Below are 24783 nucleotides of genomic sequence, written 5' to 3' on the forward strand. Positions count from 1 at the left end.
TGCCTGTTAGCCCTGAGTATTAGCTGGTGCCAGTTGCACTGGCATGCCCGGGAAGAAAATACGCGCCATACCCTCGACAATTACGGTATCACCGGCGTTTAAACCTGATGTAATCACCCAACCATTCTCGCCGTTCAGTTTTACCCAGTCGCCCACTTCTACCGGCGCCGGTAGCGCCACTTTACCGCCCTGCTCGCCATCGGCCAAAAGATACACAAATTTGCCGGTGCCACCGTCAAGCACCGCATTTTGCGGCACGACAATAGCGTTGTGGCGCACCGCGCCCATCAACTCAATACGGACAAACTGGCCGGGGCGCAGCAAATTATCGGGGTTACTGATCTCTGCTTTCATTTCGCTGGTGCCGGTTTGGCTATTAATCCGCACATCAGCAAAATCCACCACACCGGTTTGGTTATACTCAGATCCATCGGCCAGCAACAGCTTTACCTGCCATTGCTCTGGCAATGTTACCGCACCGCTTTGTGCTTCGGCGCGCAGTTTTAGCTGCTCGCGCTCGGCAATAGAAAAGCGCACATACATGGGGTCAAGCTGGGTGACATAAGTCAGCAGCATGTCCGGGCCAGATACCAGGGTGCCTTCCGATACCAGCTCGCGGCTGACCACACCGGCAATCGGCGAGCGCACTTGGGTGTAATTCAGCTGCAGCTGCGCCTGCTGTAATACCGCCTCAGCGGTTTTCACATCAGCCTTGGCCACATCCAGCGCCGATAAAGCATCATCTAACGCCTGCTGCGATACCGCGCCGTCTTTGCGCAGCTGCTGCAAGCGGTTTAACGTGCGCTCGGCCTGCGCCTGGCGTGCTTTGGCTGCACTGAGTTCCGCCTGATTGCGGTTTACCGTCGCCTGAAACGGCGCCGCATCCAGGCTAAACAGGCTTTGTTCAGCGCTGACTTTAGCGCCCTCGTTAAAATGACGCTTCTCTAAAATACCGCCTACCCGGGCGCGAATTTCCACCTCGCGCGAGCCGGCCAGCAGTGCTGGGCTTTGTAGCAACAGTGGCACGCTTTGTGGCGTTACCGTTATCACATCGACAACGGCAGGCGGCATACCGCCACCTTGTTCAGCCGCGACAGGCGCTTCAGAGCAGCCTGATAACAGCGCAACGGGAAACAACACTATTGCTCCGATGGCAACACGAAAAAAAGCAGACCTGGTTGTCATAAAAGTACCTGTAAGAGATCCGTCTGTTGCTGCAACTTAGGCAGCGGCAGGTGCGGTAGTTTTAGCTGAAAACACAATTGATATGAGTAAACCGCAGTAAAATAGCATATTTTTTACCGATCGGGATGAAATAAGTATGAAGATTTGTAAAAAAGCACAAGTGTGCCAAAATGACACATCAATTGCTTGTTGCACAGTTTAACCGCATAATACCGCTGTGACAGTTTGGCACAACAGGAAAGAACACTATGACAACGACTTTGCCCCGCATCACTGCCAGAGTGGATGTCGACACTCAGGATTTACTGACAAAGGCCGCAGCACTGGCTGGCATGTCTAGTATTAATTCTTTTGTGTTAAGTGCAGCTATCGAAAAAGCGAACCAAGTGATTGAACGCGAGCAGGCGTTAAAGCTGAGCCAGGCGGACACTAGCTTGCTAATGCAAGCGCTGGATAATCCTGCAGAGGTAAACATCAGGCTGAAAGCCGCAGCAGAACGCTACGAGCACAAAACGCAATAATGAATACGGTGCTGCTGGACAAAAACAGACTCGATAGAAAGCATTTCAACTGCGGCATTGAGCCACTGAATAACTATCTGAAATTGATGGCAAGTCAACAAGCTAAAAAAGACAACAGCCGCACTTTCGTGTTAGAGGATCATAACGACAATAGCCGCATCATCGGCTTTTATACCTTAACCATGGTACCAATTGTCCTGACGGCTTTGCCTGATAAGTTACAAAAAAAGCACTCGTCATCAACCTCAGCAGGCCTTATTGCCCGCTTAGCGGTTGACAAGCGCTACCACGGTCGGGGCTTTGGCGAATGGTTACTGATAGACGCTTTGCGCAAGTTAGTCGCAGCCAGTGACACCGTAGCATTTCCGCTGGTGGTCGTAGATGCCAAAGACGGCGCCAAACAATTTTACCAGCGCTTTGGCTTTCAGGCGTTTCAACACGCTGAGCACAAGTTGTTTATTAGCATTGCAGATGTAAGAGCAAGCTTTAGCTAGTTCAGGATGGTGATGAAAACCAGCCAGACCGGATGGTCTGGCTGAGTCTGGGTTATGCTTGCTGGTCAGCGCCTTCGGCCTCTACCGGCGGGCTTAGCATATCTTCACGGCTAAGGCCCAACAGTTCAGCCAGTGCGCTGGCGACATAGATAGACGAGTAAGTGCCCACGGCGATACCAAACAGCAGCGCGGTGGCAAAACCGTGAATGAGCGCACCACCTAAGTAAAACAGCACCAGTAGCACTAACACTGTGGTAAGCGAGGTGATCACCGTGCGGTTTAACGTGGACGTAATCGCCTCGTTAATGGTTTCAGCAACAGTGGCATCACGCAATTTGCGAAAGCTTTCGCGGATACGGTCAAACACCACTATGGTGTCGTTTATCGAATAGCCAATCAGCGCCAGTATCGCGGCCAGTACGGTAAGGTCAAATTCCAGCCCCAGCACTGAGAATAATCCCAGCGTTAAAATTACATCATGCAACAATGAGACAACGGCCCCCACCGATAAACGCCATTCAAACCTAAGCGCGACGTAGATTAAGATGCCAACTAAGGCCACCAGCATCGCCAGGCCGCCGTCTTGCTTGAGCTCAGCGCCGACGCTGGGGCCAACAAATTCCACCCGGCGCACGTTTACCGTGCCATCATCACTGGCGTTAAGCGCGGCGACGACTGCATCACCAATTTGCGCCTGCACTAAATCGGCCCGCAGTGGTATGCGAATAAGCACATCGCGACTGCTGCCAAACAGCTGCACCACGGCATCGTCAAAGCCGGCTGCGCCGAGTGTTTGCCGCACATTGGGTAAGTCGGCGGCCTGAGCAAAGCCTACTTCAATGACGGTGCCGCCGGTAAAATCCAGCCCCCAGTTGATGCCGTTAGTAAAAAAAGACGCTACCGAGCCACACAGCAACAATACCGATAGCAGCACTGCCGGCCATTTTAAGCGCATAAAATTAAGCGGTTTACTAAAATTAAATACCTGCATTTGTACGCTCCTTACACTGGCAGTGACTGCAAACGGCGGCCACCCCAGATTAAATTTACCAATAAGCGGGTGCCGACTACGGCGGTAAAAATGGAGGTTAAAATGCCAATCGCCAGCGTGACGGCAAAACCTTTTACCGGCCCGCTGCCAACGCCAAACAGCACCAGCGCAACCAGCAAGGTGGTAATGTTGGAGTCGGCAATGGTGGCAAAAGCCCTGTCGTAGCCCTGATGAATGGCCTGCTGCACCGAGCGGCCATCACTGAGCTCTTCGCGGATACGCTCAAAAATCAGCACATTGGCATCCACCGCCATGCCCACCGTAAGCACTATGCCGGCCATACCGGGTAAGGTCAGGGTCGCGCCCGGTACCATCGACAGCACACCGACAATCAGCATTAAATTGGCCATCAGCGCAATATTGGCCACCATGCCAAAAGCTTTGTAATACACCAGCATAAACAGCATTACCGCTGCCAGCCCCCACTTAATAGCACTGACACCCAAGGCGATATTTTCCTGCCCCAGGCTGGGGCCTATGGTGCGCTCTTCGATTATTTGCACCGGCGCAATTAAAGCGCCTGCGCGCAGCAAAGTAGCCAGATTTTGTGCCTCTGCCGGGCTGGCAATACCGGTAATGTCAAAGGTCATGCCCAGCCGCTGCAGGATAGTGGCGTCGTTGATCACTTCCTGCTGTTTTAGCAGTACCGGCGTCCCCTCTGCTGTGAGTGCCTCACCGGGTTTGTACTCAATAAACACCGACGCCATACGCCGCCCTACCGCATCTTTAGTGGCAGCAGAGAGCTTAGTGCCGCCCTGGGCATCCAGCTTAATCGTCACTTTTGGCTGGCCGTATTGGTCGTAGCCGGCGCTGGCGCCGTTGATATGATCGCCGGTCAGCATAATGCGTTTTTCCAGCAGCAGCGGCTGGCCATCGCGGCTGTAATACAGCTCAGCATTGGGCGGCAAGCGGCCAGCTAAGGCAGCAGTGATATCGGCCTGGGTATCAACCAGACGAAACTCTAACGAGGCGGTAGCACCAAGAATTTCTTTCGCCAGTGCGGTATCCTGCACGCCGGGCAGTTGCACTACGATGCGATCTGCACCCTGGCGCTGCACCAGAGGCTCGGCCACGCCAATCTCATTAACGCGGTTGCGGATAATGGTCAGGTTTTGTTGCAGCGCTTCTTCGCGTACTTGCTTTTGCCGTACTTCAGTTAATTTAAGCGTAAGGTTTAGGCCATCAGCGCTGTGTTGTAACTCTGGCATTTGCTGAGTAATCAGTTTTTCGCTTGCTACAACATCGTTGCTATCACGCAGGCCAAGCTTAAGCTGCTGTGTCGCGGTATCGACGCTGACGCTTTGATAACGAATGTGGTTTTCGCGCAATAAAGCGCGCAGCTGCTGGGCGCTGTCATTGAGCTGTTTATCCAGCACTGCCTGCAGATCAACCGCCAGCAAAAAGTGTACGCCGCCACGTAAATCCAGCCCCAACTTCATTGGGCCGGCGCCAATGGCATTTAGCCAGCCCGGCGTGGTCGGCGCCAGATTAAGCGCAGTAATGTAATTATTGCCAAGCACCAAGCTTGCCAGCTCACGGCCGGCTAGTTGCTCATCAGCCGAGTTAAAGCGCACCACTAACTGGCCGTTGTTGAGATCCAGTGCCTGAGGTTTAAGACCAGCGCGGTCAAATTCATTCGCCAGTTGCTGCACCAGGCCCGGGGTGAGCTCGCCGCCACGGCTGGCGCTAATATTCAGCGCCGGTTGTTCGGGGTATAAATTCGGTAGCGCATACACCAGCGCCAGTAACAGCAGGCCCAGCACTACCAGGTAGCGCCAAAGCGGGTTTTTATTCAACATTATCAATCCTTAAATGCACAGCCGCATGCTCAGAGGCAGCATAACGGCGCTAATATTGTTTGTTTGGCAAAGCACAGACAGCTTATGCAAGCACTGACAGCAAGGGCTTAACAGCGCAGCAGGCAAAACTGCCGGTAACAAAACCAGTGTTTATAAGTGCATTAAGAACGTGGTGGTGCGCGGGGTTGCTGCGGCTGTTTGGTTGGCGAAGAGGCATCAGCAAAGGTGGCGACAGTGGTAACAGTGGATAGCGCGCTCGATAATACCACGCCAGTGTTAGCAGGCAGCAACGGCGGAGTATCGTCGTTGTCAGCCGTAATGTTTAACAACGCTTGCTGTTGGCTCTGGCTAAGGGCGTAAAGCTGGCTGTCGGCAAGCGGCGATAAGCGTACATCCTGCACGGCAAAGGCTTGCGGCGTGCACAGTATCGCTATGTAAAATAATATCGCAACGCCACTAATCCAGCGCATAACCCGTCCAGCGCATAGCTGTGTATCATCCAATTTGCCAAAAAAAACGCCACGCTAAATAACGCGTAGCTGTTGGCATAATGGGCTCTTAACGGCCTTTGTACAAGGCCGGCAAGAAAAAAATACTATTTATGTATGACAAACTTAGGCTGCAGCCTGGCGCGCCTGTTGCTCCAGCTCGGCTTTTAACGCTGGCTCCAGCTTTAATTGCCGCGCCAGCTCGGTTAAATAACTGCGCTCCATAAAGCTTTCTTCATCAACCACCAGCACACTGGCTAAATACATTTCAGCCGCCATTTCCGGCGTGCTGGCGCTTTTAGCAATATCGGCCGGATCCAGCGGTTTTCGAAGCTCAGCGTCAAACCACTGCTGCAAGCTGTCATCCGTGGTTAAACGGGCAATTTCATTGTCGATAAGTTCGCGTTCTCTGTCATCGATATGGCCATCGGCTTTAGCGGCGCCGATAATAGCGCGCAAAATAGCATGGCTGTGCTGTTCTGCCTGAGGTGCTGGTAAACGGTCAATAGTTTGTGGCTCAGATCTTGAGGCAGCAGTTTGCTGTTGTTGCTGATAATTGCTGTAGGCTTTGTACGCTACCACGCCAAGCGCCGCCAGGCCGCCATAGGTTAAAATTTTACCGCCCATTTTACGGCCTTTTTTACTGCCCAGCAGTAAACCCAGCGCGCCGCCCCCCAAAGCTGCACCACCCCTGCCCGACAACAGCCCGCCTAAGCCACTGCTGCCTGAGGTTGATGTTTTGCTGTTACCTGATAGTAATTCAGAGCCCTGTTTAAATAACTGATCTAATAATCCTTTGGTATTCATTCATCTGTCTCATCTTTCCTAAGTTGTTTGTCTGACCTTAGCAGCAGCAAATAATTCCGGCCAGACATTAACTGTTACAAGCTGTTGTTTTATCAATACGCAAGCCTGTGCTTTACTGGTACTGCTTTTAGAAAAAACAACAAGGACACTTTATGTTTACTCCACGTTATCTCGCCCTGTTTTGTGCACTGGCCAGTGGTTTTGCCTTTGCCAGCGACGGCACGCGCTTGCTGCGTCAGCCTGACATTTCCGCCTCTCATCTTGCTTTTGTTTATGGCGGCGATATCTGGCTAAGCGATAAAAGCGGCCAGAACCCGCGCCAGCTAACCAGCCATCCGGCCGATGAATTTGCACCCAAGTTTTCACCCGATGGCAACTGGATTGCCTTTTCTGCCAGTTACGATAACAACACCGATGTGTACATTATGCCTGTCAGCGGCGGCAGCCCACGGCGGCTGACCTATCACCCGGGCGCAGATACCGTAAACGGCTGGAGCCCGGATGGTAAAACGGTGTTGTTTGCCTCTAACCGCGAAATTGCCAATAGCCGCAGCAATCAGCTGTACCAAATCAGCGTCGATGGCGGCTACCCACAAAAACTGATGCAGGCCGTTGCCTTTGAAGGCGACTTGCATGCTGATGGCAACAAGCTGGCTTACCGGCCGAACAATATGGCTCATCGTGGTGCCAGCGGCTGGCGGCTGCATCGCGGTGGCAGCACGCCGCCGGTGTGGATCATCGATCTGGAAAAACAGCAGCTGGAAAAAATTCCCCACCCTAATGCCAATGACTTTAACCCGTTCTGGCTTAATGACACGGTGTATTTTTTATCTGACCGCGACAACAAGGCAGTAAACCTGTTTCGCTATCAGAATCAGCAGGTAGAGCAGTTAACGCAAAACCAGGACTGGGACCTGCGCAGTGCTGCCGGCCACGGTAACAGCATAGTGTATGAGGCCGGTGGCTATTTGCACCAATACGATGTTGCCAGCGGCCAGAGCACACCGATTAGCGTTAACATTAACACCACTTCGGTACAAAAACGGCCGCAGTGGAAAGATGCCAGCAAAACCTTAACCCGTGCGCGGTTATCCAGCACCGGGCAGCGGCTGGTGGTATCGGCACGCGGTGATATCTTTACCGTGCCGGTAACCGATGGCAGCACGCGTAGCCTGACACAAAGCAGCGGCGTACGTGAATTTGATGGCTTGTGGAGCCCGGACGGTAGCAAAGTGGCGTATATTTCTGATGCTGGCAATAAACATCAGTTGGTGCTGGAAAATCAGGACGGCTTAAGCGCGCCGCAAGTATTTCCACTGTCTGACAGCGGTTATTTTAACCTGCTAAGCTTTTCCCCCGATGGTAAACGCATTGTGTATCAGGATAATCACCTGAATTTATACGCCTTTGATCTACAGAAAAAGCGCAGCCAAAAACTGGATAGCTCACAGCGGCGCGAAGACTTTATCGTGTCATTCTCGCCCGACAGCCGTTATCTGGCCTATACCGTGGCTGGTGCGAACTACTTTAGCCAGATCAAACTGTTCGATTTTAACAGCAACAGCAGCACACAAATTACCGATGGCTTAAGCCACGCCAGCGATCCGGTTTTCAGCCAGGATTACCTGTTTTTTACCGCCTCGGTTAATACCGGGCCATCGCAGGTTGGGCTGGATTTATCCACCCGCGAGCGGCCAGTGCGCAGTGCTATTTACGCTTATGTGCTGGCCGCTGACGGTAAATCGCCGCTGCTGCCCAAAGCCGGAGATGAGCCACTAAACAGTAAAGACGACAATAAAGAGGCGAAAAAAGACAGCAGCAAAGCCGCCGTTAAAGCCGTCAAACTTGACCTTAATGGCCTGCAAAACCGCATCGTCGCCCTGCCGGTGGCCGAACGTAATTACGCCAGCTTAAGCGTCGCCAGTGATGGTGCACTGTTTTACTTAGAGCGTAGCCAGCCTGGCAGCAGTAATGAGCCACCGGCGCAGCAAAACCCGAATAACGGCACTTTATATCGCTATGATTTTGCCGAACACAAGACTGAGCAAGTCGCACAAGCCATTAGTGACTATCAGTTAAGCCAGGATGGCAACAAAGTGTTGCTATTCAGCCAGCCAAACAAACTGGAGGTAGGTGATGCCAAGGCTAAGCCAGACGCTAAAGCCGTTAATCTGAGCGAGGTGCGCAGCTTTGTTAACCCCAGTGAAGAGTGGCAGCAAATTTTTAATGACGCCTGGCGTATGCAAAAAGAGTACTTTTATGATGCCAATATGCACGGTATTAACTGGCAGGCCATTTATGACAAATACCAACCAATGCTGAAACATCTGCAGCGCCGCGAAGATTTAAACGACGTACTGGTAGACATGATTGCTGAGCTGCAGGTCGGCCACAACCGTATTGGCGGTGGCGATGTGCATCAGGAAACCCCAAGTAAAATGGGCTTGCTGGGCGCCGATTTTGTGCTGAAAAACGGCAAATATCAGTTTAGTACTGTTTATCAGGGCGATCGCTGGAGCCCGTTTTTACAAGCACCACTGAATGTACCAGGTGCCAGTGCTAAAGCCGGCGATTATCTGCTGGCCATTAACGGCCGCGAGCTTAACAGCACGGATAATATTCACGCCTTGATGGACAACACCCAGGGCAAACAAGTGGTGTTGACGCTGGCCGATGATGCTAAAGGTAAAAACCGCCGCAACATTACCGTTGAGCCGATTGCCAATGACAGCCAGCTGCGGCTATGGCATTGGGTAGAGCATAACCGCAAGTTAGTCGCCGAAAAAACCGACGGCAAAGTGGCCTATGTCTATCTGCCCAACACGGCAGATGGCGGTTTTTACTTCTTTAACCGCATGTTCTTTGCTCAGGTTGATAAACCGGCACTGATCATTGATGAGCGTAGAAATGGCGGTGGCCAGGCGGCCAATTACATTACCGAAATTCTCGGCCGGCCGTTTTTATCCGGCTGGAAAGACCGTGATGGCCTGGTCTTTACCACTCCGGGCGGTGGTATTTATGGCCCGAAAACCATGTTGATTGACCAGGATGCCGGCTCTGGCGGTGACTTCCTGCCCTGGGCGTTTAAACGCCTAGGTTTGGGTAAAACCATCGGTAAGCGCACCTGGGGTGGCTTAATTGGTATCTCTGCTAACCCGCCAATGATTGATGGCGGTTTTCATGTCGTGCCGTTTTTCCGCTTCTACACGCCGGACGGGCAGTGGCGGGTCGAAAACGAAGGTGTCGCGCCGGATATTGAGGTAGAACTGGATCCGATAGCGGTGAATAAAGGCATAGATGTGCAGTTAGAGCGTGCCATTACACACACGCTGGACGAGCTCAAGGCTAACCCGCCCAAAGATCACAGTCAGGCGCCAGCGATGCCAACACAACTCGGTATGTAACAGCTCTGCAGTATAAAGATCTCAAGCCGCTGTCCCGATAGCGGCTTTTTTATGCCAGCGTTGCTTTCGCCCGTTTTAGCCGCTGGCGTTTTCCAGCGGCGTGAATAACGCCATCAGCCGCCAGCCCCAGCAAGCGGCGAAACTTAGGACACTGCATATGGCTTGCTGCTGTACATACGGCAGCGTGGCGTAAACCATCGCGCATTGCCTGCAGTTGTGTAATAGTGTTGTCCAGTTCATCGGCTTTGGCTAACAGCAAGGCGCGGTCGATATCCGGCGGCCCCTTTTGCCCTAACATTGGTGCCATTTCGTCCAGCGTAAAGCCTGCTGCCCGGCCCAGCGCAATCAATGCCAGCCGCTGCAACACGTTAGCATTAAACACTCTTCTTAACCCCCGGCGGCCAACAGAGCTGATTAAGCCTTTTTCTTCGTAATAGCGTAACGTCGATGCCGGCACACCCGAGCGTTTGGCAACTTCGGCAATATCCATTATTGCTCCTTGACTTAAAGCTAACTTGAAGTTGTACGCTAACACCGATATTAACTGCAAACAACCAGGAGAATCTGATGGAGCCGCTGTTAGCGATTGTACTAATGGGTATTGGTGCTACTGCGCTAATGGATGTGTGGACTATGCTGCGTAAAACACTGTTAGGTGTCGCGCCGGCAAACTATGCCATGGTAGGCCGCTGGCTACTGCATATGACACGGGGCCAGTTTCGCCATCAGGCGATAGCGGCCGCCCCCGCCATGCGCGGCGAACATAGCGTTGGCTGGTTAGCCCATTATCTGATCGGCATTGCCTTTGCTGCGCTACTCATTGCTATTTTTGGTGTCAGCTGGCTGCAACAGCCAAGCCTGCTGCCGGCACTAACCGTGGGTATTGCCACCGTTGCCGCCCCTTTTTTACTCATGCAACCGGCGATGGGCGCAGGCGTGGCCGCCAGTCGTACACCCAACCCGGTTTCAGCACGCTTACATAGCCTGCTAACCCATAGCATTTTCGGCCTGGGCTTATACCTGTCCGGCCAGACACTTATGCTGTTGTCGGCGCTATAAGCTAAGCACATTAAACGTACAAGTGTGCACTGAAATATAAAATCAGCAGCCTGAATAAATAAAATTATATTGTTTATTTTCAATATATTAAAAACCAATAATTCATATAGCCAGACATTCAACTGGCCAAACCAGATATTTTAGTGTACAAATGTGCGCTGAATTTTTCTGTGGTAAGTAAATCGCTGTGATCACTGTATTAGGCCGCCTGTGGCGGCAATTTTGTTTAATGCTAGGCAACCAAGCCTCTGTACGTCTGTATTTGTTACCACTGCTACAAGCCATCTGGCCCGGTTTTCTGCCGGGCCAATATCGCGCCCGTTTAATGTCAGCAAGCTGGCAAACGCCGGATATGGTGCTGTTACGCTTTAACGTGTCGTCGCGCTGGCCGGGTTTTGTGCCAGGCCAGCACCTGCTGTTAACACTTACACATAACGGCAGAAACCTGAGCCGGCCTTTTAGCATCTGCTCGCCGCTTAGCCTGTGGCAGGCCACAGGCCAGATTGAACTTTGCTGCAAAGTGAGTCAGAGCGGCAGCTTTACCCCGCTACTGGCCAGCCTAAAAAGCAATAGCGTAGTGAATATCAGCGCTGCGCAGGGCGATTTTAGCTGGCAACAACCCGCGATGCCCGCGCTGTTTATTGCCGCCGGCTCCGGTATTACGCCTATTGCTTCTATGCTATTGAGCCAACGCCATTGGTTGGCACCGGCCACTTTATACTACCGCGTACGCGGCACAGAAAACGCCGCCTTGCTGCAGCGGCTGCAACAGCTGGCAGCACAACAGCCGTTATTTACCCTTCATTTATCCGACAGCCGGTTTGAACATAGCGACGTCTTTACCCGGCAAATAGGCACCGCGGCCAATAATAAGCAGCTGTATCTGTGTGGCCCCTCTGCTTTTATGCAGCAGTTAAGCACCGCCTTAGTACAAGCCGGCGTAGCGAAGGGCGATATTTTTCAGGAGCAATTTGGCCCGGCACTACCGGTATTGGCCGGTGGCGATAACAGCGGCCAGCATCAGGTAGCGCTGCAACACGCAGCCGGTAATAAGGTGTTTACCGCATCAGCCAACCTGAGTTTGCTGCAAAGTGCCGAGCAACAGGGGGTAAACCCGCGTTTTGGTTGTCGCATTGGCGTGTGTTTTCAGTGTGTCTGCGACAAAGTCAGCGGCCAGGTGCGTGATATCCGCAGCGGCGCGTTAAGCGGCCATGGCAGTGAACAAATTCAGTTATGTATCAGCCAGCCGGTCACGGATCTGGTGTTAAAACAATAGCAGGGCGAACCATGGCATTAAGCAACGAACAATACAACGCGCTGGCCAGCGAGCTGGACGACATAAAACAGCAGGTGCAGGCACAACTGGGCGAGGCCGATGCGCGTTACATTCGCCGCGTGTTGCTATTGCAGCGTATCAGTGCGATCAGTGGCCGTATTCTACTGGTGCTAGGCTTTATCACGCCCTGGCTGTGGGGCCTTGGCGTGTTGCTGCTGGCGCTGGGGAAAATTCTCGACAATATGGAAATTGGCCACAATGTACTGCACGGCCAGTACGACTGGATGAACGATCCGCTATTACACTCCCGCCGCTACGAGTGGGACATCGCCTGCGAGTCAGGCTCCTGGCAGCGCACCCACAATGTTGAGCATCACAGCTATACCAATATTATCGGCAAGGATCGTGACTTTGGTTATGGCTTGCTGCGTCTTAGCAACGATTTTCGCTGGCGGCTGCGCAATTTATGGCAAGGCGGCACTTACCTGCTACTGAGCATGTTGTTTCAGTGGGGCGTGTCCTACCACGAGCTGGCTGGCCAGCGGGTGTTTTTCGGTAAAAAGAAGAATGACCGCCAAACGCAGGTGTCTGACACTGAACTTAAAAAAGCCTTTTTTGTTAAAGGCGCGCGCCAACTGATAAAAGACTATCTGTTCTTTCCGTTAATAGCAGGGCCGATGTGGCTGTGGGTGCTGTGCGGTAATTTACTGGCCAATTTAATCCGCAATTTATGGACATCAACAGTAATCTTTTGCGGCCACTTTACTAAAGAGGTGTATGCCTTTAAGGCGGCGGATTGCGAAAACGAAAGCCGCGGCCATTGGTATTACCGCCAGATGCTGGGCTCGTCCAACTTTACCGGCCCAACCTGGCTGCATATTTTAACCGGCCATTTAAGCTGCCAGATAGAGCACCATTTATTTCCCGATATCCCTGCCCGGCATTATCCGAAGATGGCCAAACAGGTGCAGGCAATAGCGGCAAAATACGGCATCCCGTATAACACCGGCAGCTTTTTGCGCCAGTACAGCACAGTGTTTTGGCGCATTATGCGCTATTCACTGCCCGGTGGTAAAAGCGCGGTAAAAGCATTGTAGGGGCGCATCTTTGCGCCCGATTTGGCGTAGGGGCGCATTATTGCGCCCAATTTGTGCAGGAGCGTATATTTACGCCGGATTTGGCGCAGGGGCGCATCTTTGCGCACGATATGCGGGGCATATAATTAACGCCCGATGTTCTGCCTGGGCGCAATAATGCGCCCCTACAGTTAATTTGCCGTCGTGCGTTTATCGGTGCGGTCCAGTGCGCGAATAATATCGCGCCAGCTTAAAATACCCTGCGGCCGATTGTGGCTGTCGACTACCGGTATGCAGGACACCCCTTCATGGTTAAATAAATGAATAGCATCCATCACCTTAGCCTCTGGCTGCAACGTCACTGGCTTGCGCAGCATCACCTGATGCACTTTTTTATTTAAGGTGGCTAAATCGCGCGGCGTTTCTGCTGCGGTGCCAATATGTGGGCTTAAGGCTTTAAATAAATCGCGGTCAGATAACACACCAATTAAGATGCCCTTCTCTACCACCAGCACATGGTGAAACTTTACGTGGTCAAAAATTTGCTTTACGACACTAAGGGTATCATCGGGTGAAACGCTCACCGGTTTGGCGCTCATTAAACGGGCAACATTCAACATAGGTTACTCTTGGCTAAGCCACTGTAAAACTTCACTCTTATGGCCAAGACTATAGCGTTTTTTAGCGGCATTACCAGCCCTGAGCAATAGCGGCTACGCCTGGTGTTTTTAGCCAAAAACAGTTAATTCTGCACTTTTGGCCAAAAACGACTAAATTTGAACTACTCGTCAGCCTGGTATTGTTTATGCGCGAACAGATCTTAGATACAGCCCTGACACTGGCTGCTAACACCCATTGGGAGCACCTGAGCTTGCACCAGGTGGCCACTGCGTTGGGCATTAGCCTGGCCGATATTTACCCGCACTACCGTACTAAAGATGAGTTAGTTGATGCCTGGTTTGACCGCGCCGATAAAGCGATGTTAGCCGCTGCGCAAACTGCAGCGTTACCGGCGGCACAGCGTATTGAGCAGGCGATAAAACGCTGGCTTGGCGCACTGGCCCCCTACCATAAGCTGACCGGCCAGATGCTGTTATATAAACTGGAACCGGGCCATATTCATTTGCAGTTAGGCGGTGTGTTACGCCTTAGCCGCACCGTGCAGTGGCTGCGCGAAGCGGCGCAATTACAGGCCAGTGGCGCTGCACGTATTGGCCAGGAGTTGGCACTGAGCGCGCTGTTTGTCGCGGTATTTATCTACTGGCTAAACGACAGCTCAGTAGCGCAGCAACATAGTCTGGCGTTGCTGCAGCGCAAACTCCGCTGCAGCGATAACCTAAAACTATGGCGTTAAGTGTCCATCAGCGCTCGGTGCAGCGCTTTTAACCGGGCAAGGTCACTGGCGTGGCGTTGTGCCTGTTCAGCCCTTGCCAGCGCGTCTTCGGAGTGGCGCCTGGCCTGAATACGCAGCTGTGGGTTCATTTTTGCCAGGGCAATAAAGCTTTTTTGTAAGCGGATCTGAATTTCAACCAGGGCCGCACCGTCACGGGCTATCGGCGTGAAAAAATCATCGAACAAATCGTTAAGCGACAACCCTAGCTGCCAGAGCCGCGGATAACGCACGACAGCGTCACTGCTATCGGGCAGTTGCCAGTTACTTAATACCCGCATACCACGGCCGATAATCTCAATGGCAGTGCCAGGGTCATTAATGGCCGGTGACAAGGCTTTAGAAGCTATTTCGGCCAGCACCAGCAGGCCAAAGCGCGGATCCTGATCAAAGCTGCGAAAATCTTCAATAGTAAAGGCCTTAGCTAAGCTGTCGGTGTTATCCGGCAGCTCGCCGTCGATCCACAGCAGTGGCCGGCCTGGCTCGATAAAAACACCGGCACGCACCACAATAAACACCTTACAGTCGTGCGCTTGTGCCCAGCTATAAATGGCGTTTACATCGACATGCTGAATATAGCCAATGGTTGAGGTTAAAAAGGCTTTGGCGCGCTCTGGCACTTGTGCCAGGGTTGTCAGCGGGTTGGCCCCGAGCCAGGGATCGTTAACAAAGGCCATCAGCGCCGCATAGGCTTTGTCCTCTACCCGGTTGGCGGTTTCCCCTACCCGACCCAGGCCCGATAAATGGTTTATCCATACCAGTATTGTAATAACAATCAGCGCCGTAACCACTATCGTCGTTAAAAACAGCACGACCTCACCACGCTCGTTATAAAGCTTAGTGTTAAGCAGAATAATGCTGACAATACTGTATAAAAACGAGCCGACAAAGGTTGCCAGCGCATTGTGTGTCGTGCTGTCTTCCATTAGCAGCCGGGTGGCCCGCGGTGACACGCTGTTGGTGGAGGCGCTAAAGGCGGCAATCATAATACTAAGCGAAAAGGTAGTAACGGCCAGCATGCTCGATGCCAGAATCGTCAGGATTTTCTCCGCCGCACCGGCGCCAATAATACCGGCGACAGAGGCGGGGATCAGATCCTGCAGCAGCACCGCCACTAAGGCCGATAACAACGCCAACAGTGCAAAGGCTACGGTTCGTACCCACAAGGTGCGGCTTAGTTTAAGTAGCTTCCAGCCCCATTTTGTTACCATGTTTTAGCCTCTTTGCTGCTGCCACCACTTGCTAAGCTCAGTAGCGTTCCCCCTCATCAGTACCGGCAAGCTGCGTTTTTGCAACTGATATTGATACATAGGATCGTAGTAATCTGTTAGTAGCCGCGCTATCCACAACCGGTGCAAATTGATATCGCCAGTTTGCTGCTGCGCACTTAATGCCTGTTCCAGCATAGCAGCCAATTCGCTGTAAAGGGCGCCGCCTAAACGTTTGGCAATGCGCGCCATACCCTGGCGCAACATGTCGCTAAACACCTCAAAGCCCTGCTGGCCCACTGTGGCAACGGCCTCGGCATACAAGTCGATAATATAATCCTGCAGTATCACCTCAATGCGGGCACTAAGCGGCTCTTCCAGTAACAGCAGCGGGCTTTGCTGCATTGCCTGATACAGTGCGTGCGGAATATTGCGCTGGCCTATCAGCAGACTTTCATCCTCTAACAGCAAAAACGGCGGTTGTGTGCTTTGTACCTGTAAAAACCTGGCCGCCAGGTTGTTCTCAAAACTGATTTGGCTGGGCTGGGCTGCAAGCTTACGGCCAAAAGCCGAGCCGCGATGGTTGGCCAGCGCTTCTAAATCTACCGCCTGTAACTGCGTTAATAAACGGGTTTTGCCACTGCCGGTGGGGCCGGCCAGCAGCAACAGCGGTTGGCTTGCCACCTGCGCTATCGCGTTAATCGCCGCCTGACGCAGCGCTTTAAAGCCGCCGGTTATTCTGGGGTAAAGCACGCCGGCATCAGCAAGCCACTGCTGCGCAATTTGCGAGCGCAGGCCACCGCGCGCGCAGTACAAGATGCCATTGGGGTGTGCTTTGGCAAAATCAGCCCAGGCTTGTACCCGCGCCGCTTTTACTTCGCCCTGCACCAGCTGGTGCCCCAGCGCTATGGCCGCCTGCTGGCCCTGCTGTTTATAGCAGGTACCGACAGCAGCGCGTTCGGTATCGGTCAGCAGTGGTAAATTGACACTGCCATACAAGGCACCGCGGCTAAATTCCATCGGGGCGCGTACATCCAGCAAAGGTAGCTGCCGGCGCAAAATCTCGTCATAGTGAGCACACAGCGGCAACGTATCCGGTATCTTGCTCATCAGCGTACGCGGATACGGTGGCCGCGGCCGCGGGCTTTTAGCTCACCTATTGGCTGCAGCGCTAAATCATACTCTACCGCCAGATGAATAAAAGCCGCTTCGGCGTCAGGGCTAACGGCCACCAACAAGCCGCCGCTGGTTTGCGGATCGCACAGGAGTGCCTGCTGCTCGCTGCTTAGTGGCGATACCTTGGCACCATAGCTGGCAAAATTGCGGCCACTGCCTCCCGGAATGCAGCCTTTGGCAATATAGTTTGCTACTTCGGGTAACACCGGCACCGCATGGCTGTCCAGCTCGGCATACAGGCCACTGCCTTCACACATTTCCAGCAAATGACCAAGCAGCCCAAAGCCGGTAACGTCGGTCATCGCTGAGATACCCTCAAGCCTGGCAATATCGGCGCCGATCCGGTTCAGCTGCACCATAGTGTCGCGCGCCAGCATTGCATGCTCTGGCAGCAGTTTTTTCTGCTTTTGTGCCGTGGTTAAAATGCCCACACCGAGCGGTTTGGTTAAATACAGTCGATCACCGGCTTGGGCGGTGTCATTGCGTTTTAGCCGGGTAATAGCAACCCGGCCATTTACCGACAGGCCAAAAATCGGCTCTGGGGCATCAATGCTGTGGCCACCGGCCAGCACTATGCCAGCCTCTTTACAGGTGTGCCGTGCCCCTTCAAGCACCTGCTGCGCCAGGTCTGCCGGTAGCTTAGTCACCGGCCAGCCTAAAATGGCTATTGCCAGCATCGGCGTGCCGCCCATCGCATAAATGTCACTGATAGCGTTAGTGGCAGCAATGCGGCCAAAATCGAAGGCGTCATCGCAAATCGGCATAAAAAAGTCGGTGGTGCTTAAAAGCGCTGTGCCATCTCCCAAATCATAGGCGGCGGCATCATCTTTACTGGCATTGCCCACCAGTAATTTACTGTCACTAAATTTAAGCTTAGTTTTTAGAATAGTATCAAGCACTTGTGGCGATATCTTGCAACCACAACCAGCGCCATGGCTATATTCAGTTAATTTAACAGCAGAAAAGTCCAACATCATCAGGCAGGGCAACTAAAAGCGACAAACATCATGCCAACATAACCAAAGCCCTGACAGATCACAAGAGCCGTCAGGGCTTTTCACTTAAGTTCAGCGGGTTAAGGCGCAATCTGGTAAATCACCTTTACCGATTTTTCCAGACTGATATGTTTTGGCAACACTAACATGCCGCTGCTTTCGGCCATATCGGCTTTACGCAGCATGCCATAGCTGACAGCGGCGCCGCTAAAGCCAAAGTCGCCGGCCAGCGAGCCCCAGTCAGCGGTGTCACTGATGGCAAATACTGAGCTGATTTTTACCCCCTGCACCGCCGCCAGCTGCTGCGCCCGTTGCCGGGCATTTTCGCCAGCCAGCTGGCTTAATTTAAGCTCGTGCTGCTCACGCTTACTGCTGTCAAAGCTGGCTTGAATATTAAAGATCTGCGGCTGTTTAAACAGGTAATCCATAATGGCAGCATAGTTGGTCAGCTGTTTTAGCGTTAGCGTTACCGGCTGGCTGGCTTCATAGCCGGTAATGGTTCTGTCATTATAGTCTTTGTACAGTGCGCTTTTATTTAGCTGAGCCGCTTCAATATCCGCCTCGGTCAGCCCCTGCGTTTGCAAAAACTGCAACAACTGCCGGCTTTGCTGATATACCGCATTAGTGGCGGCATCGGCTGTTGCCGCGGTGTGGCGGATCACCAGCTGCAACCGGGCTTCATCCGGTGCGACCTCAAGTTTGGCGACACCGGTAACATTGATAAACGGAAAATCCGGCAACGGGCTGGCCTGTATGGCGCCGCTAAACGCCAATGCCAGTGCGCTGGTTATCAGAGAAAATTTCATGCTGTGCTCCTTTAGTGTATTACGCGCATTACAACAAAAGCGGCGCGGTTAAATTGTCATTATTTGTAGCGTTGTATTTCAGGCGGTTTTCGCCTTACACTGCCTTTTTTCTGCTTTTAAGGAAACCTTATGTCTGTGCGCCTGTTATGCCTGAGCGCGGCTCTGCTGTATGGCAATTCTGCCTTTGCTGCCACTGATGCCTATACCTATGCAAATTACGATGCGGTTAAGGTAAGCCATCTGCATCTGGATTTAGCGGTTAACTTTACACAAAAGAGTTTAACCGGCTTTGCTGACCTGAAACTTAACTGGCAGCAGCAGGCTACTGGCCAAAATGACGTCTATCTGGATACACGCGATCTGCTGATTGAGCGTATTTATGCCAAACGCGCTGATGGCCAGTGGCAAAAAGTGCCCTTTAGCTTAAGCCAGCGTGATGCGGTGCTGGGCAGCAAACTAAGTGTCAGCCCGGGTTTTCAGGCTGACACCCTGCGTATTTACTACAGCTCTACCGAACAAGCCTCTGGTTTGCAATGGCTAACGCCGGAGCAAACCGCCGGTAAAACCACGCCCTTTATGTTTAGCCAGAACCAGGCTATTCACGCCCGTAGCTGGATCCCAATTCAGGACACGCCGGCTGTGCGTATGACGTACAGCGCCCGCATTCAGACACCAGACAATTTGCTCAGCGTGATGAGCGCCCCTAACGACCCGGCCACAGCGCGCGATGGTGATTATCAGTTTTATATGCCGCAGGCTATACCGGCCTATTTAATTGCTATTGCCGCCGGCGATTTGCAATTTAAAGCCATGAGCGAGCAAACCGGCGTTTATGCCGAGCCTTATATTCTGCAGGCCTCGGCAGAAGAATTTGCCAGCACCCAGGCAATGATTGATGCCACCGAACAGCTGTACGGCGATTACCGCTGGGGCCGCTATGATTTGCTGATCCTGCCGCCAAGCTTTCCGTTTGGTGGCATGGAAAACCCGGTGCTGAGCTTTATTACCCCCACTGTTGTGGCTGGTGATGGCAGCCTGGTAAACCTGATTGCTCACGAGCTGGCGCATTCCTGGTCGGGTAACCTGGTAACCAACGCCAGCTGGCGCGACTTATGGCTGAATGAAGGTTTTACTTCTTATGTCGAAAACCGCATTATGGAGCAGGTATTTGGTACCGACCGTGCCGTGATGGAGCAAGCATTATCGGTGCAGGGCTTAAAAGATGAACTTACAGAGCTAAGTGCCAATGACAGCATTTTGCATATCGATTTACAAGGCCGCGACCCGGACGATGCCTTTAGCGGCGTGCCTTACACCAAGGGCCAGCTGTTTTTAATGTATCTGGAGCAAAAGTTCGGCCGCGATAAGTTCGACCCTTTTGTTAAACAATACTTTGACGATCATGCCTTTCAAAGCCTGGATACCGCCGCCTTTATTAACTATCTTGACCGGCAGCTGCTGCAAAAATACCCCGGCATAGTGTCATTGGACGAGGTTAATCGCTGGATTTACCAACCCGGCTTACCCGAGGGTACGCCGCAGCCACAATCTGATGCGTTTAATCAGGTACAACAGCAAGCCAGTAGCTGGTTAAGCGGCGCAGCGACCTTAGATAGCCTGCCAACCAGCAACTGGACAGTGCATGAATGGCTGTATTTTATTAATAATTTACCGCTTAGCATTACGCCAGAGCAGCTGGCCGAACTGGATGCCGGCTTTAACCTGACGCAGTCAACTAACAGCGAAATTGCCCACGCCTGGTATTTGCTGGCACTGAAAACCGGTTATCAGGAAATCGCAGCGCCGCTGGAGCAATATCTGATTAACATCGGCCGGCGTAAGCTGATTATTCCGCTGTATAAGCAATTAGCCAGCACACCGGAAGGCCTGGCCTTTGCCCGTGCCGTTTATGAAAAAGCCCGCCCGGGTTACCACCCGCTGGCGCAGGGCAGCGTTGACGCCTTACTACGCTAGCCTAAAATGCACTGATCTAAAGCCTGTTGGCAGCGTAAAGGCTGGTAACAGGCTTTTTTATGAGTAAGCAATGCAAAAACTGTTTTATGACGGCAGTTGCCGTTTATGCCAGCGTGAAATCAACTGGCTGGCGCCTAAACTAACTCCGCATTTAGAGCTTGTAGATATCAGTAATGAGGGCTTTAGCGGTTTTGCCGGTGTGACTAAACAGGCCATGATGCAGCGCATTCATCTGTGGCAGCATGATCATTTTTTAATTGGCATTGACGCAACATTACACTACTGGCATCTGGCCGGCCATACCTGGTTAGTCGCCTTTTTGCGCCTGCCGCCCTGCTACTGGCTGGCACAAAAAGCCTATGCTTATTGGGCAGCAAAACGCACTAACTGTACTAATGGCGATTGCACACTTTAACCATGCGCCGGCGAACCTTAACCAGACAAAGCGCAGCCACTGATGCGCAGATTTTACGCTTGCATAGCGCGATGGCAGATAAGTTACTGGCGCAGCCAGAGCTGGTAACACAGGTATTGCAGACGCTGGAGCAACGTTATCAGGCCGGTATAGTGCGCCATAGCAGCTATATTCACTGGTACAGTATTCTGGATTGTATAAACCAGCCTGAATTGTTTAAAGCCGCACTGCTTGATAGCGGCGAACGCATGTGCAAGCTGCGCCGGCGCACGGTGTTAGTCGGTGTGTTAACCGAACAGGAGCGCCAGGCTATTTTAATGGAGGGCTTATAATGTCACGCTTGTCTGTACTGGGTTATGCCGGCCTCATTCCTTTTATTGCCCTGCCGTTGTTGTACCTGCAACCGTTTTATCTCAGTGCAGCAGAAATACCTGAGCTGTACAGCCTGTATAGTGCGCTTATTCTGGGGTTTATGGCCGGCGTATTCTGGCCTGTGCTGCACACTAACAGCAGCGCAAAAACCGGCCGTTTAGCCATAGCAGCGGTAAGCTTTCCGGTACTGAGTTTTATCGCCTTTTTTACTGCCAGCGAGTACTTTTTACCCGCTCAGGCGTGTTTATTTATACTGCTGCGCTTAGCCGAGTACCGGCTGGGCATTAACCGTCAGTACAGCATCAGCTACCGCGCCCTGCGTAACCAGCTGACGCTGATCGTCAGCGCCAGCCATCTGTTGCTGTATTGGCTTATTCAAAATCCGGCCTTTGCCGGCGGTTAAAACCGGCTTTACCACCCAGGCATATCCGTCCAACACGGGTAACAGCCTTTGTCGATTTTTTGCAGCGGTATCAGCAACTGGTTTAACGACGCTAACAAGCACTGAGCAGCAAACACCGGATAGGCACCAGAAAGGCATCAAAGCGCGCAACCAAGACTGGAACACCTGTAAATTAATTGTTCCCTAAAATAATAAATTCCATTAGCATTCGTTATACCCAAAATTAAGCGAACCAGGCCGTTCAACAGGCGTTTAGCCGTCACTGAACAACATGCCGGATAAAACGCTAAAGCGTTAAGCCTCAAATGGTATCCCGATGGAATTCTTAGAATCATACGACGCTATAAGTCAACGTGACCTGGAAAAAGTAAAGGGTGAAGTTTCTGGGACGCGCTAACGCGCGCCCCAAATTGAAGCGTTATACGCCACGGAAAGGTCAGTGAAAAAAGTCAAAATCCTATCCATCTCAGCAATTGTACTAATCATCATTGGACTACTGATTCCTGAGAACATGATTATTCCGGTAAAAAATGCCACAGCCAAAGATTGGAACCACAAAACTTTTTGGTTTGAGCCTTGGGGTAGCTCTGGCGTTCATAAAGGAATAGATATATTCGGAAAAAAAGGCACGCCTGTACTTTCATCAACTAAAGGGGTTGTTGTTTATACCGGCACTATGGGCAAAGGCGGCAATGTGGTTGCTGTTTTGGGACCTAAATGGCGCATACACTACTACGCACATCTAGAAAGTATTTCTGTCTCGGGTGGCGCATTGCTCTGGTCTGGTGCTGTAATTGGTACGCTAGGTGACTCAGGTAATGCTCTTGGTAAACCACCCCATATTCACTATTCAATTTTTTCACTTATTCCTATACCTTGGTTAATAACAACTGAAACACAGGGTTGGAAAAAAATGTTCTTCCTAAATCCACATGAGAAATTAAAGTAAGTGGCGTATAACAGACCAACGCAATCGGACGCATTTTCGCTGGCTGGCGTCGCTGTGCTCTGTATTTTAGCCAGCTCAATGCGCCGTTGGTTGGGGCGTTGAGTAAGAACAGAGTCAAAATGGAATAGTGTCTAAAATGACATTTAACAATGCGATGAAAATACTTGATTCGGCTTATTCAAGTGACAAGCGCTCACTGAACAAGCTATTTAGGGATGCCGTTAAAAAAGAGTACGATACAAAGTTATCCGTAAAAGATGCATCACTATACGTAGACAATTATTACAAAATACTGGACGAGTGCTACCAGATAGTCATTGGGCAATTTAATGACAAAGCCAAACCCGATTTTGACGCTCTTGTGTTCTATAAATATCCTGAAATTTGCCAAGAATTGAAGAGCAAATGGATACAAAGGTTGTACTTTTCAGTCTTTCGGTAAAGCCCCTCTATGGGCATCATACATAGGTAACAAGCTGAATACACATAACACTTCCACCAAGCCGACATCAGGCCGCGATGCGACCTTCCCTGGCTGAGCTTGGCGTGGTGTAACCAAGGAGAATTCGATGAAAGTTTGGCTTTTGTTCTTGCTCACTGCGTTAATGCCAGTACATGCGAACCCCCTTTATACCGAAGTGCCCGATTCGCCTGAACCGACAAAGATTTACTTAATCTATCTGCATGGGCGAATCATTGAGAATTTTGGGCCTCGCCCTACCGATCCGCGTTTTGGGCTATATGATTACCCCGCGATACTCGAGACACTTTCATCCCGGGGGGCTGTAGTCATTTCGGCACAGCGCCCAGCTAAAACCGATATCAATCAATATGCCGGCATTGTTGTCTCTCAAATTGAAAAGTTGATCGAACGCGGCGTTTCGCCCGACAATATCGTTGTCGTCGGCTTTTCAAAAGGCGGCGGCATTGCAACACGCGTATCCAGTTTTCTACGCCGGCCACAAGTTCGCTTCGTCCTGCTCGCTGCTTGCCCTGGTGGCTCTGCTGCGCCACACATTAGTCTGACGGGCCAGGTTCTTTCGGTTTATGAGGAAAGCGATACACTAGCTGCCAGTTGCAAGCCTCTGGCAGAGCAGTCGGAGCAACTGCGATCATTCAAGGAGATCAAAATCTCCACCGGCAAATTGCATGGCGCGTTTTACATGCCGCTTCCGGTTTGGACTAATCCAGTACTGGATTGGGTGCAAGGCGTCGGAGGCTAACACTGTATTCAAACCGAAACTGCTGCGCAGGGCGGGTTAATGCAGCGGTTAAATATCCAGAGAAGTACTCAGACATTAAGGTGGTTTAGTGAAAAAGATGTTTTTAGCGTCATCTTTCGTGGATGTAGCAGATTTATTCGTGAAGTTCGCCGATGAAAAATGTGCAGGAAAAACGGTCACATTCATACCAACGGCGAGCCTTGTCGAAGAGGTAAAGTTTTATGTGGATGCTGGCAAAAAGGCCCTTGAAGAACGCGGGCTAATTGTTGACGAGCTTGAAATTTCGACGGCCACAAAAGAAAAAATAGTAAGTACAATTCAAAAAAATGATTACGTCTATATTACTGGCGGTAACACTTTCTTTTTGCTTCAAGAGCTGAAAAGAACAGGTGCGGATAAATTAATATCAGAACACATAAACTCAGGAAAAATGTACATTGGAGAGTCTGCCGGTTCCATTGTGCTTTCGTGCGATATTGAGTATGTAAAAGACATGGATGATTTCACTGCCGCGCCGAATATTGGTACATTTTCAGCATTAAACATGATTGATTTTTATCCGGTTCCTCATCATACAAACTTTCCATTCAAAGAGGCAGTTCAGAGCATCATCTCTCGTTATGAAGGAAAACTCGATCTTTGCCCAATTAGCAACACTGAAGCCATAGTAGTACGCGGCAATAAATTTGAAGTTTGGGCTGGCTAATTGGCT

At 51.5% G+C, this 24783-nt stretch carries 25 protein-coding genes; 14 read left to right on the forward strand and 11 right to left on the reverse strand.

All coding sequences use genetic code 11. The features are described from left to right. Nucleotides 1–6 precede the first annotated feature (6 nt). On the reverse strand, nt 7–1185 hold the full coding sequence (locus tag EYB30_RS16005; RefSeq protein ID WP_166840041.1) for an efflux RND transporter periplasmic adaptor subunit: 1179 nt from the start codon (nt 1183–1185) through the stop codon (nt 7–9). 248 nt (nt 1186–1433) lie between these two features. On the opposite strand from EYB30_RS16005, the gene EYB30_RS16010 reads away from it, so the two are divergent. Next, entirely contained in the window at nt 1434–1706 is a 273-nt protein-coding gene (locus EYB30_RS16010; protein ID WP_166840043.1) for a type II toxin-antitoxin system TacA family antitoxin, read from the forward strand. Then, complete coding sequence (locus tag EYB30_RS16015) at nt 1706–2200, forward strand: GNAT family N-acetyltransferase (RefSeq protein WP_458411342.1); 495 nt, start codon at nt 1706–1708, stop codon at nt 2198–2200. Before EYB30_RS16010 ends, EYB30_RS16015 begins: the two co-directional genes overlap by 1 nt. 52 nt (nt 2201–2252) lie before the next feature. Here the strand turns inward: EYB30_RS16015 and secF are convergent, their stop codons facing one another. The 4 genes from secF to EYB30_RS16035 form a co-directional block, all read right to left on the reverse strand. Beyond that, complete coding sequence (secF, locus tag EYB30_RS16020; protein WP_166840047.1) at nt 2253–3191, reverse strand: protein translocase subunit SecF; 939 nt, start codon at nt 3189–3191, stop codon at nt 2253–2255. A gap of 11 nt (nt 3192–3202) precedes the next feature. Beyond that, nucleotides 3203–5050 (reverse strand): protein translocase subunit SecD, encoded by a 1848-nt coding sequence (secD, locus tag EYB30_RS16025; RefSeq protein ID WP_166840049.1) that lies wholly within the window; start codon nt 5048–5050, stop codon nt 3203–3205. Between the two features lie 161 nt (nt 5051–5211). Then, complete coding sequence (locus EYB30_RS16030; RefSeq protein WP_166840053.1) at nt 5212–5520, reverse strand: hypothetical protein; 309 nt, start codon at nt 5518–5520, stop codon at nt 5212–5214. Nucleotides 5521–5664: 144 nt separating this feature from the next. Continuing rightward, complete coding sequence (locus tag EYB30_RS16035) at nt 5665–6345, reverse strand: tellurite resistance TerB family protein (RefSeq protein ID WP_166840056.1); 681 nt, start codon at nt 6343–6345, stop codon at nt 5665–5667. A 152-nt stretch (nt 6346–6497) separates the two neighbouring features. Here EYB30_RS16035 and EYB30_RS16040 point away from each other — a divergent pair, with 152 nt between their 5' ends. Continuing rightward, entirely contained in the window at nt 6498–9749 is a 3252-nt protein-coding gene (locus EYB30_RS16040; RefSeq protein ID WP_166840059.1) for a S41 family peptidase, read from the forward strand. Nucleotides 9750–9798: 49 nt separating this feature from the next. On the opposite strand, the gene EYB30_RS16045 is transcribed toward EYB30_RS16040, so the two are convergent. Further along, entirely contained in the window at nt 9799–10239 is a 441-nt protein-coding gene (locus EYB30_RS16045; RefSeq protein ID WP_166840063.1) for a helix-turn-helix domain-containing protein, read from the reverse strand. Between the two features lie 77 nt (nt 10240–10316). Between EYB30_RS16045 and EYB30_RS16050 the strand changes: the two genes are divergently transcribed. From EYB30_RS16050 to EYB30_RS16060, 3 genes are all read left to right on the forward strand, one after another. Further along, nucleotides 10317–10808 carry a DUF2938 domain-containing protein gene (locus EYB30_RS16050; RefSeq protein ID WP_166840066.1) on the forward strand — a complete coding sequence of 164 codons (492 nt, stop codon included), beginning with the start codon at nt 10317–10319 and terminating at the stop codon, nt 10806–10808. A 229-nt stretch (nt 10809–11037) separates the two neighbouring features. After that, a complete protein-coding gene (locus tag EYB30_RS16055) occupies nt 11038–12084 on the forward strand; it encodes a flavin reductase family protein (RefSeq protein WP_166840069.1) in 1047 nt (348 codons plus the stop codon). A gap of 11 nt (nt 12085–12095) precedes the next feature. Beyond that, nucleotides 12096–13181 carry a fatty acid desaturase family protein gene (locus EYB30_RS16060; RefSeq protein ID WP_166840071.1) on the forward strand — a complete coding sequence of 362 codons (1086 nt, stop codon included), beginning with the start codon at nt 12096–12098 and terminating at the stop codon, nt 13179–13181. Nucleotides 13182–13351: 170 nt separating this feature from the next. On the opposite strand, the gene EYB30_RS16065 is transcribed toward EYB30_RS16060, so the two are convergent. Continuing rightward, complete coding sequence (locus EYB30_RS16065) at nt 13352–13780, reverse strand: CBS domain-containing protein (RefSeq protein WP_166840073.1); 429 nt, start codon at nt 13778–13780, stop codon at nt 13352–13354. A gap of 185 nt (nt 13781–13965) precedes the next feature. Between EYB30_RS16065 and EYB30_RS16070 the strand changes: the two genes are divergently transcribed. Beyond that, the gene (locus EYB30_RS16070) at nt 13966–14514 is read left to right on the forward strand and encodes a TetR/AcrR family transcriptional regulator (RefSeq protein ID WP_166840075.1); all 549 of its coding nucleotides are present in this window, start codon (nt 13966–13968) and stop codon (nt 14512–14514) included. Here EYB30_RS16070 and EYB30_RS16075 read toward each other — a convergent pair. From EYB30_RS16075 to EYB30_RS16090, 4 genes are all read right to left on the reverse strand, one after another. Then, complete coding sequence (locus EYB30_RS16075) at nt 14511–15761, reverse strand: DUF2254 domain-containing protein (protein WP_166840077.1); 1251 nt, start codon at nt 15759–15761, stop codon at nt 14511–14513. The two genes, EYB30_RS16070 and EYB30_RS16075, sit on opposite strands and share 4 nt — an antisense overlap. Before the next feature lie 3 nt (nt 15762–15764). Further along, nucleotides 15765–16868, reverse strand: a complete 1104-nt coding sequence (gene mnmH, locus EYB30_RS16080; RefSeq protein WP_166840079.1) for a tRNA 2-selenouridine(34) synthase MnmH — start codon at nt 16866–16868, stop codon at nt 15765–15767. Further along, entirely contained in the window at nt 16868–17908 is a 1041-nt protein-coding gene (gene selD / locus EYB30_RS16085) for a selenide, water dikinase SelD (protein WP_166840181.1), read from the reverse strand. Before selD ends, mnmH begins: the two co-directional genes overlap by 1 nt. A 101-nt stretch (nt 17909–18009) precedes the next feature. Then, nucleotides 18010–18735 (reverse strand): SIMPL domain-containing protein, encoded by a 726-nt coding sequence (locus EYB30_RS16090; RefSeq protein ID WP_166840081.1) that lies wholly within the window; start codon nt 18733–18735, stop codon nt 18010–18012. 129 nt (nt 18736–18864) lie between these two features. Here EYB30_RS16090 and EYB30_RS16095 point away from each other — a divergent pair, with 129 nt between their 5' ends. The 7 genes from EYB30_RS16095 to EYB30_RS16125 all read left to right on the forward strand — a co-directional run bounded on the left by EYB30_RS16095 (nt 18865) and on the right by EYB30_RS16125 (nt 24777). After that, nucleotides 18865–20709 carry a M1 family metallopeptidase gene (locus EYB30_RS16095; protein ID WP_166840083.1) on the forward strand — a complete coding sequence of 615 codons (1845 nt, stop codon included), beginning with the start codon at nt 18865–18867 and terminating at the stop codon, nt 20707–20709. A 70-nt stretch (nt 20710–20779) separates the two neighbouring features. Next, a complete protein-coding gene (locus EYB30_RS16100) occupies nt 20780–21124 on the forward strand; it encodes a thiol-disulfide oxidoreductase DCC family protein (protein WP_166840085.1) in 345 nt (114 codons plus the stop codon). A 2-nt stretch (nt 21125–21126) separates the two neighbouring features. Further along, nucleotides 21127–21456 carry a hypothetical protein gene (locus tag EYB30_RS16105; RefSeq protein WP_166840087.1) on the forward strand — a complete coding sequence of 110 codons (330 nt, stop codon included), beginning with the start codon at nt 21127–21129 and terminating at the stop codon, nt 21454–21456. Then, nucleotides 21456–21899, forward strand: coding sequence for a DUF3429 domain-containing protein (locus tag EYB30_RS16110; RefSeq protein ID WP_166840089.1), 444 nt, complete (start codon nt 21456–21458; stop codon nt 21897–21899). Before EYB30_RS16105 ends, EYB30_RS16110 begins: the two co-directional genes overlap by 1 nt. A 439-nt stretch (nt 21900–22338) precedes the next feature. Further along, nucleotides 22339–22848 carry a M23 family metallopeptidase gene (locus EYB30_RS16115; protein ID WP_166840091.1) on the forward strand — a complete coding sequence of 170 codons (510 nt, stop codon included), beginning with the start codon at nt 22339–22341 and terminating at the stop codon, nt 22846–22848. Nucleotides 22849–23417: 569 nt separating this feature from the next. Continuing rightward, nucleotides 23418–24071: a lipase family protein gene (locus EYB30_RS16120; protein WP_241698064.1), complete on the forward strand. Its 654-nt coding sequence runs from the start codon at nt 23418–23420 to the stop codon at nt 24069–24071. A gap of 97 nt (nt 24072–24168) precedes the next feature. Beyond that, the gene (locus EYB30_RS16125; RefSeq protein ID WP_241698065.1) at nt 24169–24777 is read left to right on the forward strand and encodes a Type 1 glutamine amidotransferase-like domain-containing protein; all 609 of its coding nucleotides are present in this window, start codon (nt 24169–24171) and stop codon (nt 24775–24777) included. The last annotated feature ends 6 nt before the right edge of the window (nt 24778–24783 follow it).

The organism is Rheinheimera pleomorphica (assembly GCF_011634895.1).
Classification (GTDB): domain Bacteria; phylum Pseudomonadota; class Gammaproteobacteria; order Enterobacterales; family Alteromonadaceae; genus Alishewanella; species Alishewanella pleomorphica.

Bases quoted from the DNA above. Each gene is read 5' to 3' on its own strand.
- EYB30_RS16125 (WP_241698065.1), top strand. From the start codon at position 24,169: ATGTTTTTAGCGTCATCTTTCGTGGATGTAGCAGATTTATTCGTGAAG.
- EYB30_RS16070 (WP_166840075.1), top strand. From the start codon at position 13,966: ATGCGCGAACAGATCTTAGATACAGCCCTGACACTGGCTGCTAACACC.
- EYB30_RS16075 (WP_166840077.1), bottom strand. From the start codon at position 15,761: ATGGTAACAAAATGGGGCTGGAAGCTACTTAAACTAAGCCGCACCTTG.
- mnmH (WP_166840079.1), bottom strand. From the start codon at position 16,868: ATGAGCAAGATACCGGATACGTTGCCGCTGTGTGCTCACTATGACGAG.
- EYB30_RS16110 (WP_166840089.1), top strand. From the start codon at position 21,456: ATGTCACGCTTGTCTGTACTGGGTTATGCCGGCCTCATTCCTTTTATT.
- EYB30_RS16120 (WP_241698064.1), top strand. From the start codon at position 23,418: ATGAAAGTTTGGCTTTTGTTCTTGCTCACTGCGTTAATGCCAGTACAT.
- EYB30_RS16005 (WP_166840041.1), bottom strand. From the start codon at position 1,185: ATGACAACCAGGTCTGCTTTTTTTCGTGTTGCCATCGGAGCAATAGTG.
- secD (WP_166840049.1), bottom strand. From the start codon at position 5,050: ATGTTGAATAAAAACCCGCTTTGGCGCTACCTGGTAGTGCTGGGCCTG.
- EYB30_RS16030 (WP_166840053.1), bottom strand. From the start codon at position 5,520: ATGCGCTGGATTAGTGGCGTTGCGATATTATTTTACATAGCGATACTG.
- EYB30_RS16100 (WP_166840085.1), top strand. From the start codon at position 20,780: ATGCAAAAACTGTTTTATGACGGCAGTTGCCGTTTATGCCAGCGTGAA.
- EYB30_RS16050 (WP_166840066.1), top strand. From the start codon at position 10,317: ATGGAGCCGCTGTTAGCGATTGTACTAATGGGTATTGGTGCTACTGCG.
- EYB30_RS16035 (WP_166840056.1), bottom strand. From the start codon at position 6,345: ATGAATACCAAAGGATTATTAGATCAGTTATTTAAACAGGGCTCTGAA.
- EYB30_RS16095 (WP_166840083.1), top strand. From the start codon at position 18,865: ATGTCTGTGCGCCTGTTATGCCTGAGCGCGGCTCTGCTGTATGGCAAT.
- EYB30_RS16065 (WP_166840073.1), bottom strand. From the start codon at position 13,780: ATGTTGAATGTTGCCCGTTTAATGAGCGCCAAACCGGTGAGCGTTTCA.
- EYB30_RS16010 (WP_166840043.1), top strand. From the start codon at position 1,434: ATGACAACGACTTTGCCCCGCATCACTGCCAGAGTGGATGTCGACACT.
- EYB30_RS16105 (WP_166840087.1), top strand. From the start codon at position 21,127: ATGCGCCGGCGAACCTTAACCAGACAAAGCGCAGCCACTGATGCGCAG.
- selD (WP_166840181.1), bottom strand. From the start codon at position 17,908: ATGTTGGACTTTTCTGCTGTTAAATTAACTGAATATAGCCATGGCGCT.
- EYB30_RS16090 (WP_166840081.1), bottom strand. From the start codon at position 18,735: ATGAAATTTTCTCTGATAACCAGCGCACTGGCATTGGCGTTTAGCGGC.
- EYB30_RS16045 (WP_166840063.1), bottom strand. From the start codon at position 10,239: ATGGATATTGCCGAAGTTGCCAAACGCTCGGGTGTGCCGGCATCGACG.
- EYB30_RS16060 (WP_166840071.1), top strand. From the start codon at position 12,096: ATGGCATTAAGCAACGAACAATACAACGCGCTGGCCAGCGAGCTGGAC.
- EYB30_RS16040 (WP_166840059.1), top strand. From the start codon at position 6,498: ATGTTTACTCCACGTTATCTCGCCCTGTTTTGTGCACTGGCCAGTGGT.
- EYB30_RS16055 (WP_166840069.1), top strand. From the start codon at position 11,038: ATGCTAGGCAACCAAGCCTCTGTACGTCTGTATTTGTTACCACTGCTA.
- secF (WP_166840047.1), bottom strand. From the start codon at position 3,191: ATGCAGGTATTTAATTTTAGTAAACCGCTTAATTTTATGCGCTTAAAA.
- EYB30_RS16015 (WP_458411342.1), top strand. From the start codon at position 1,706: ATGAATACGGTGCTGCTGGACAAAAACAGACTCGATAGAAAGCATTTC.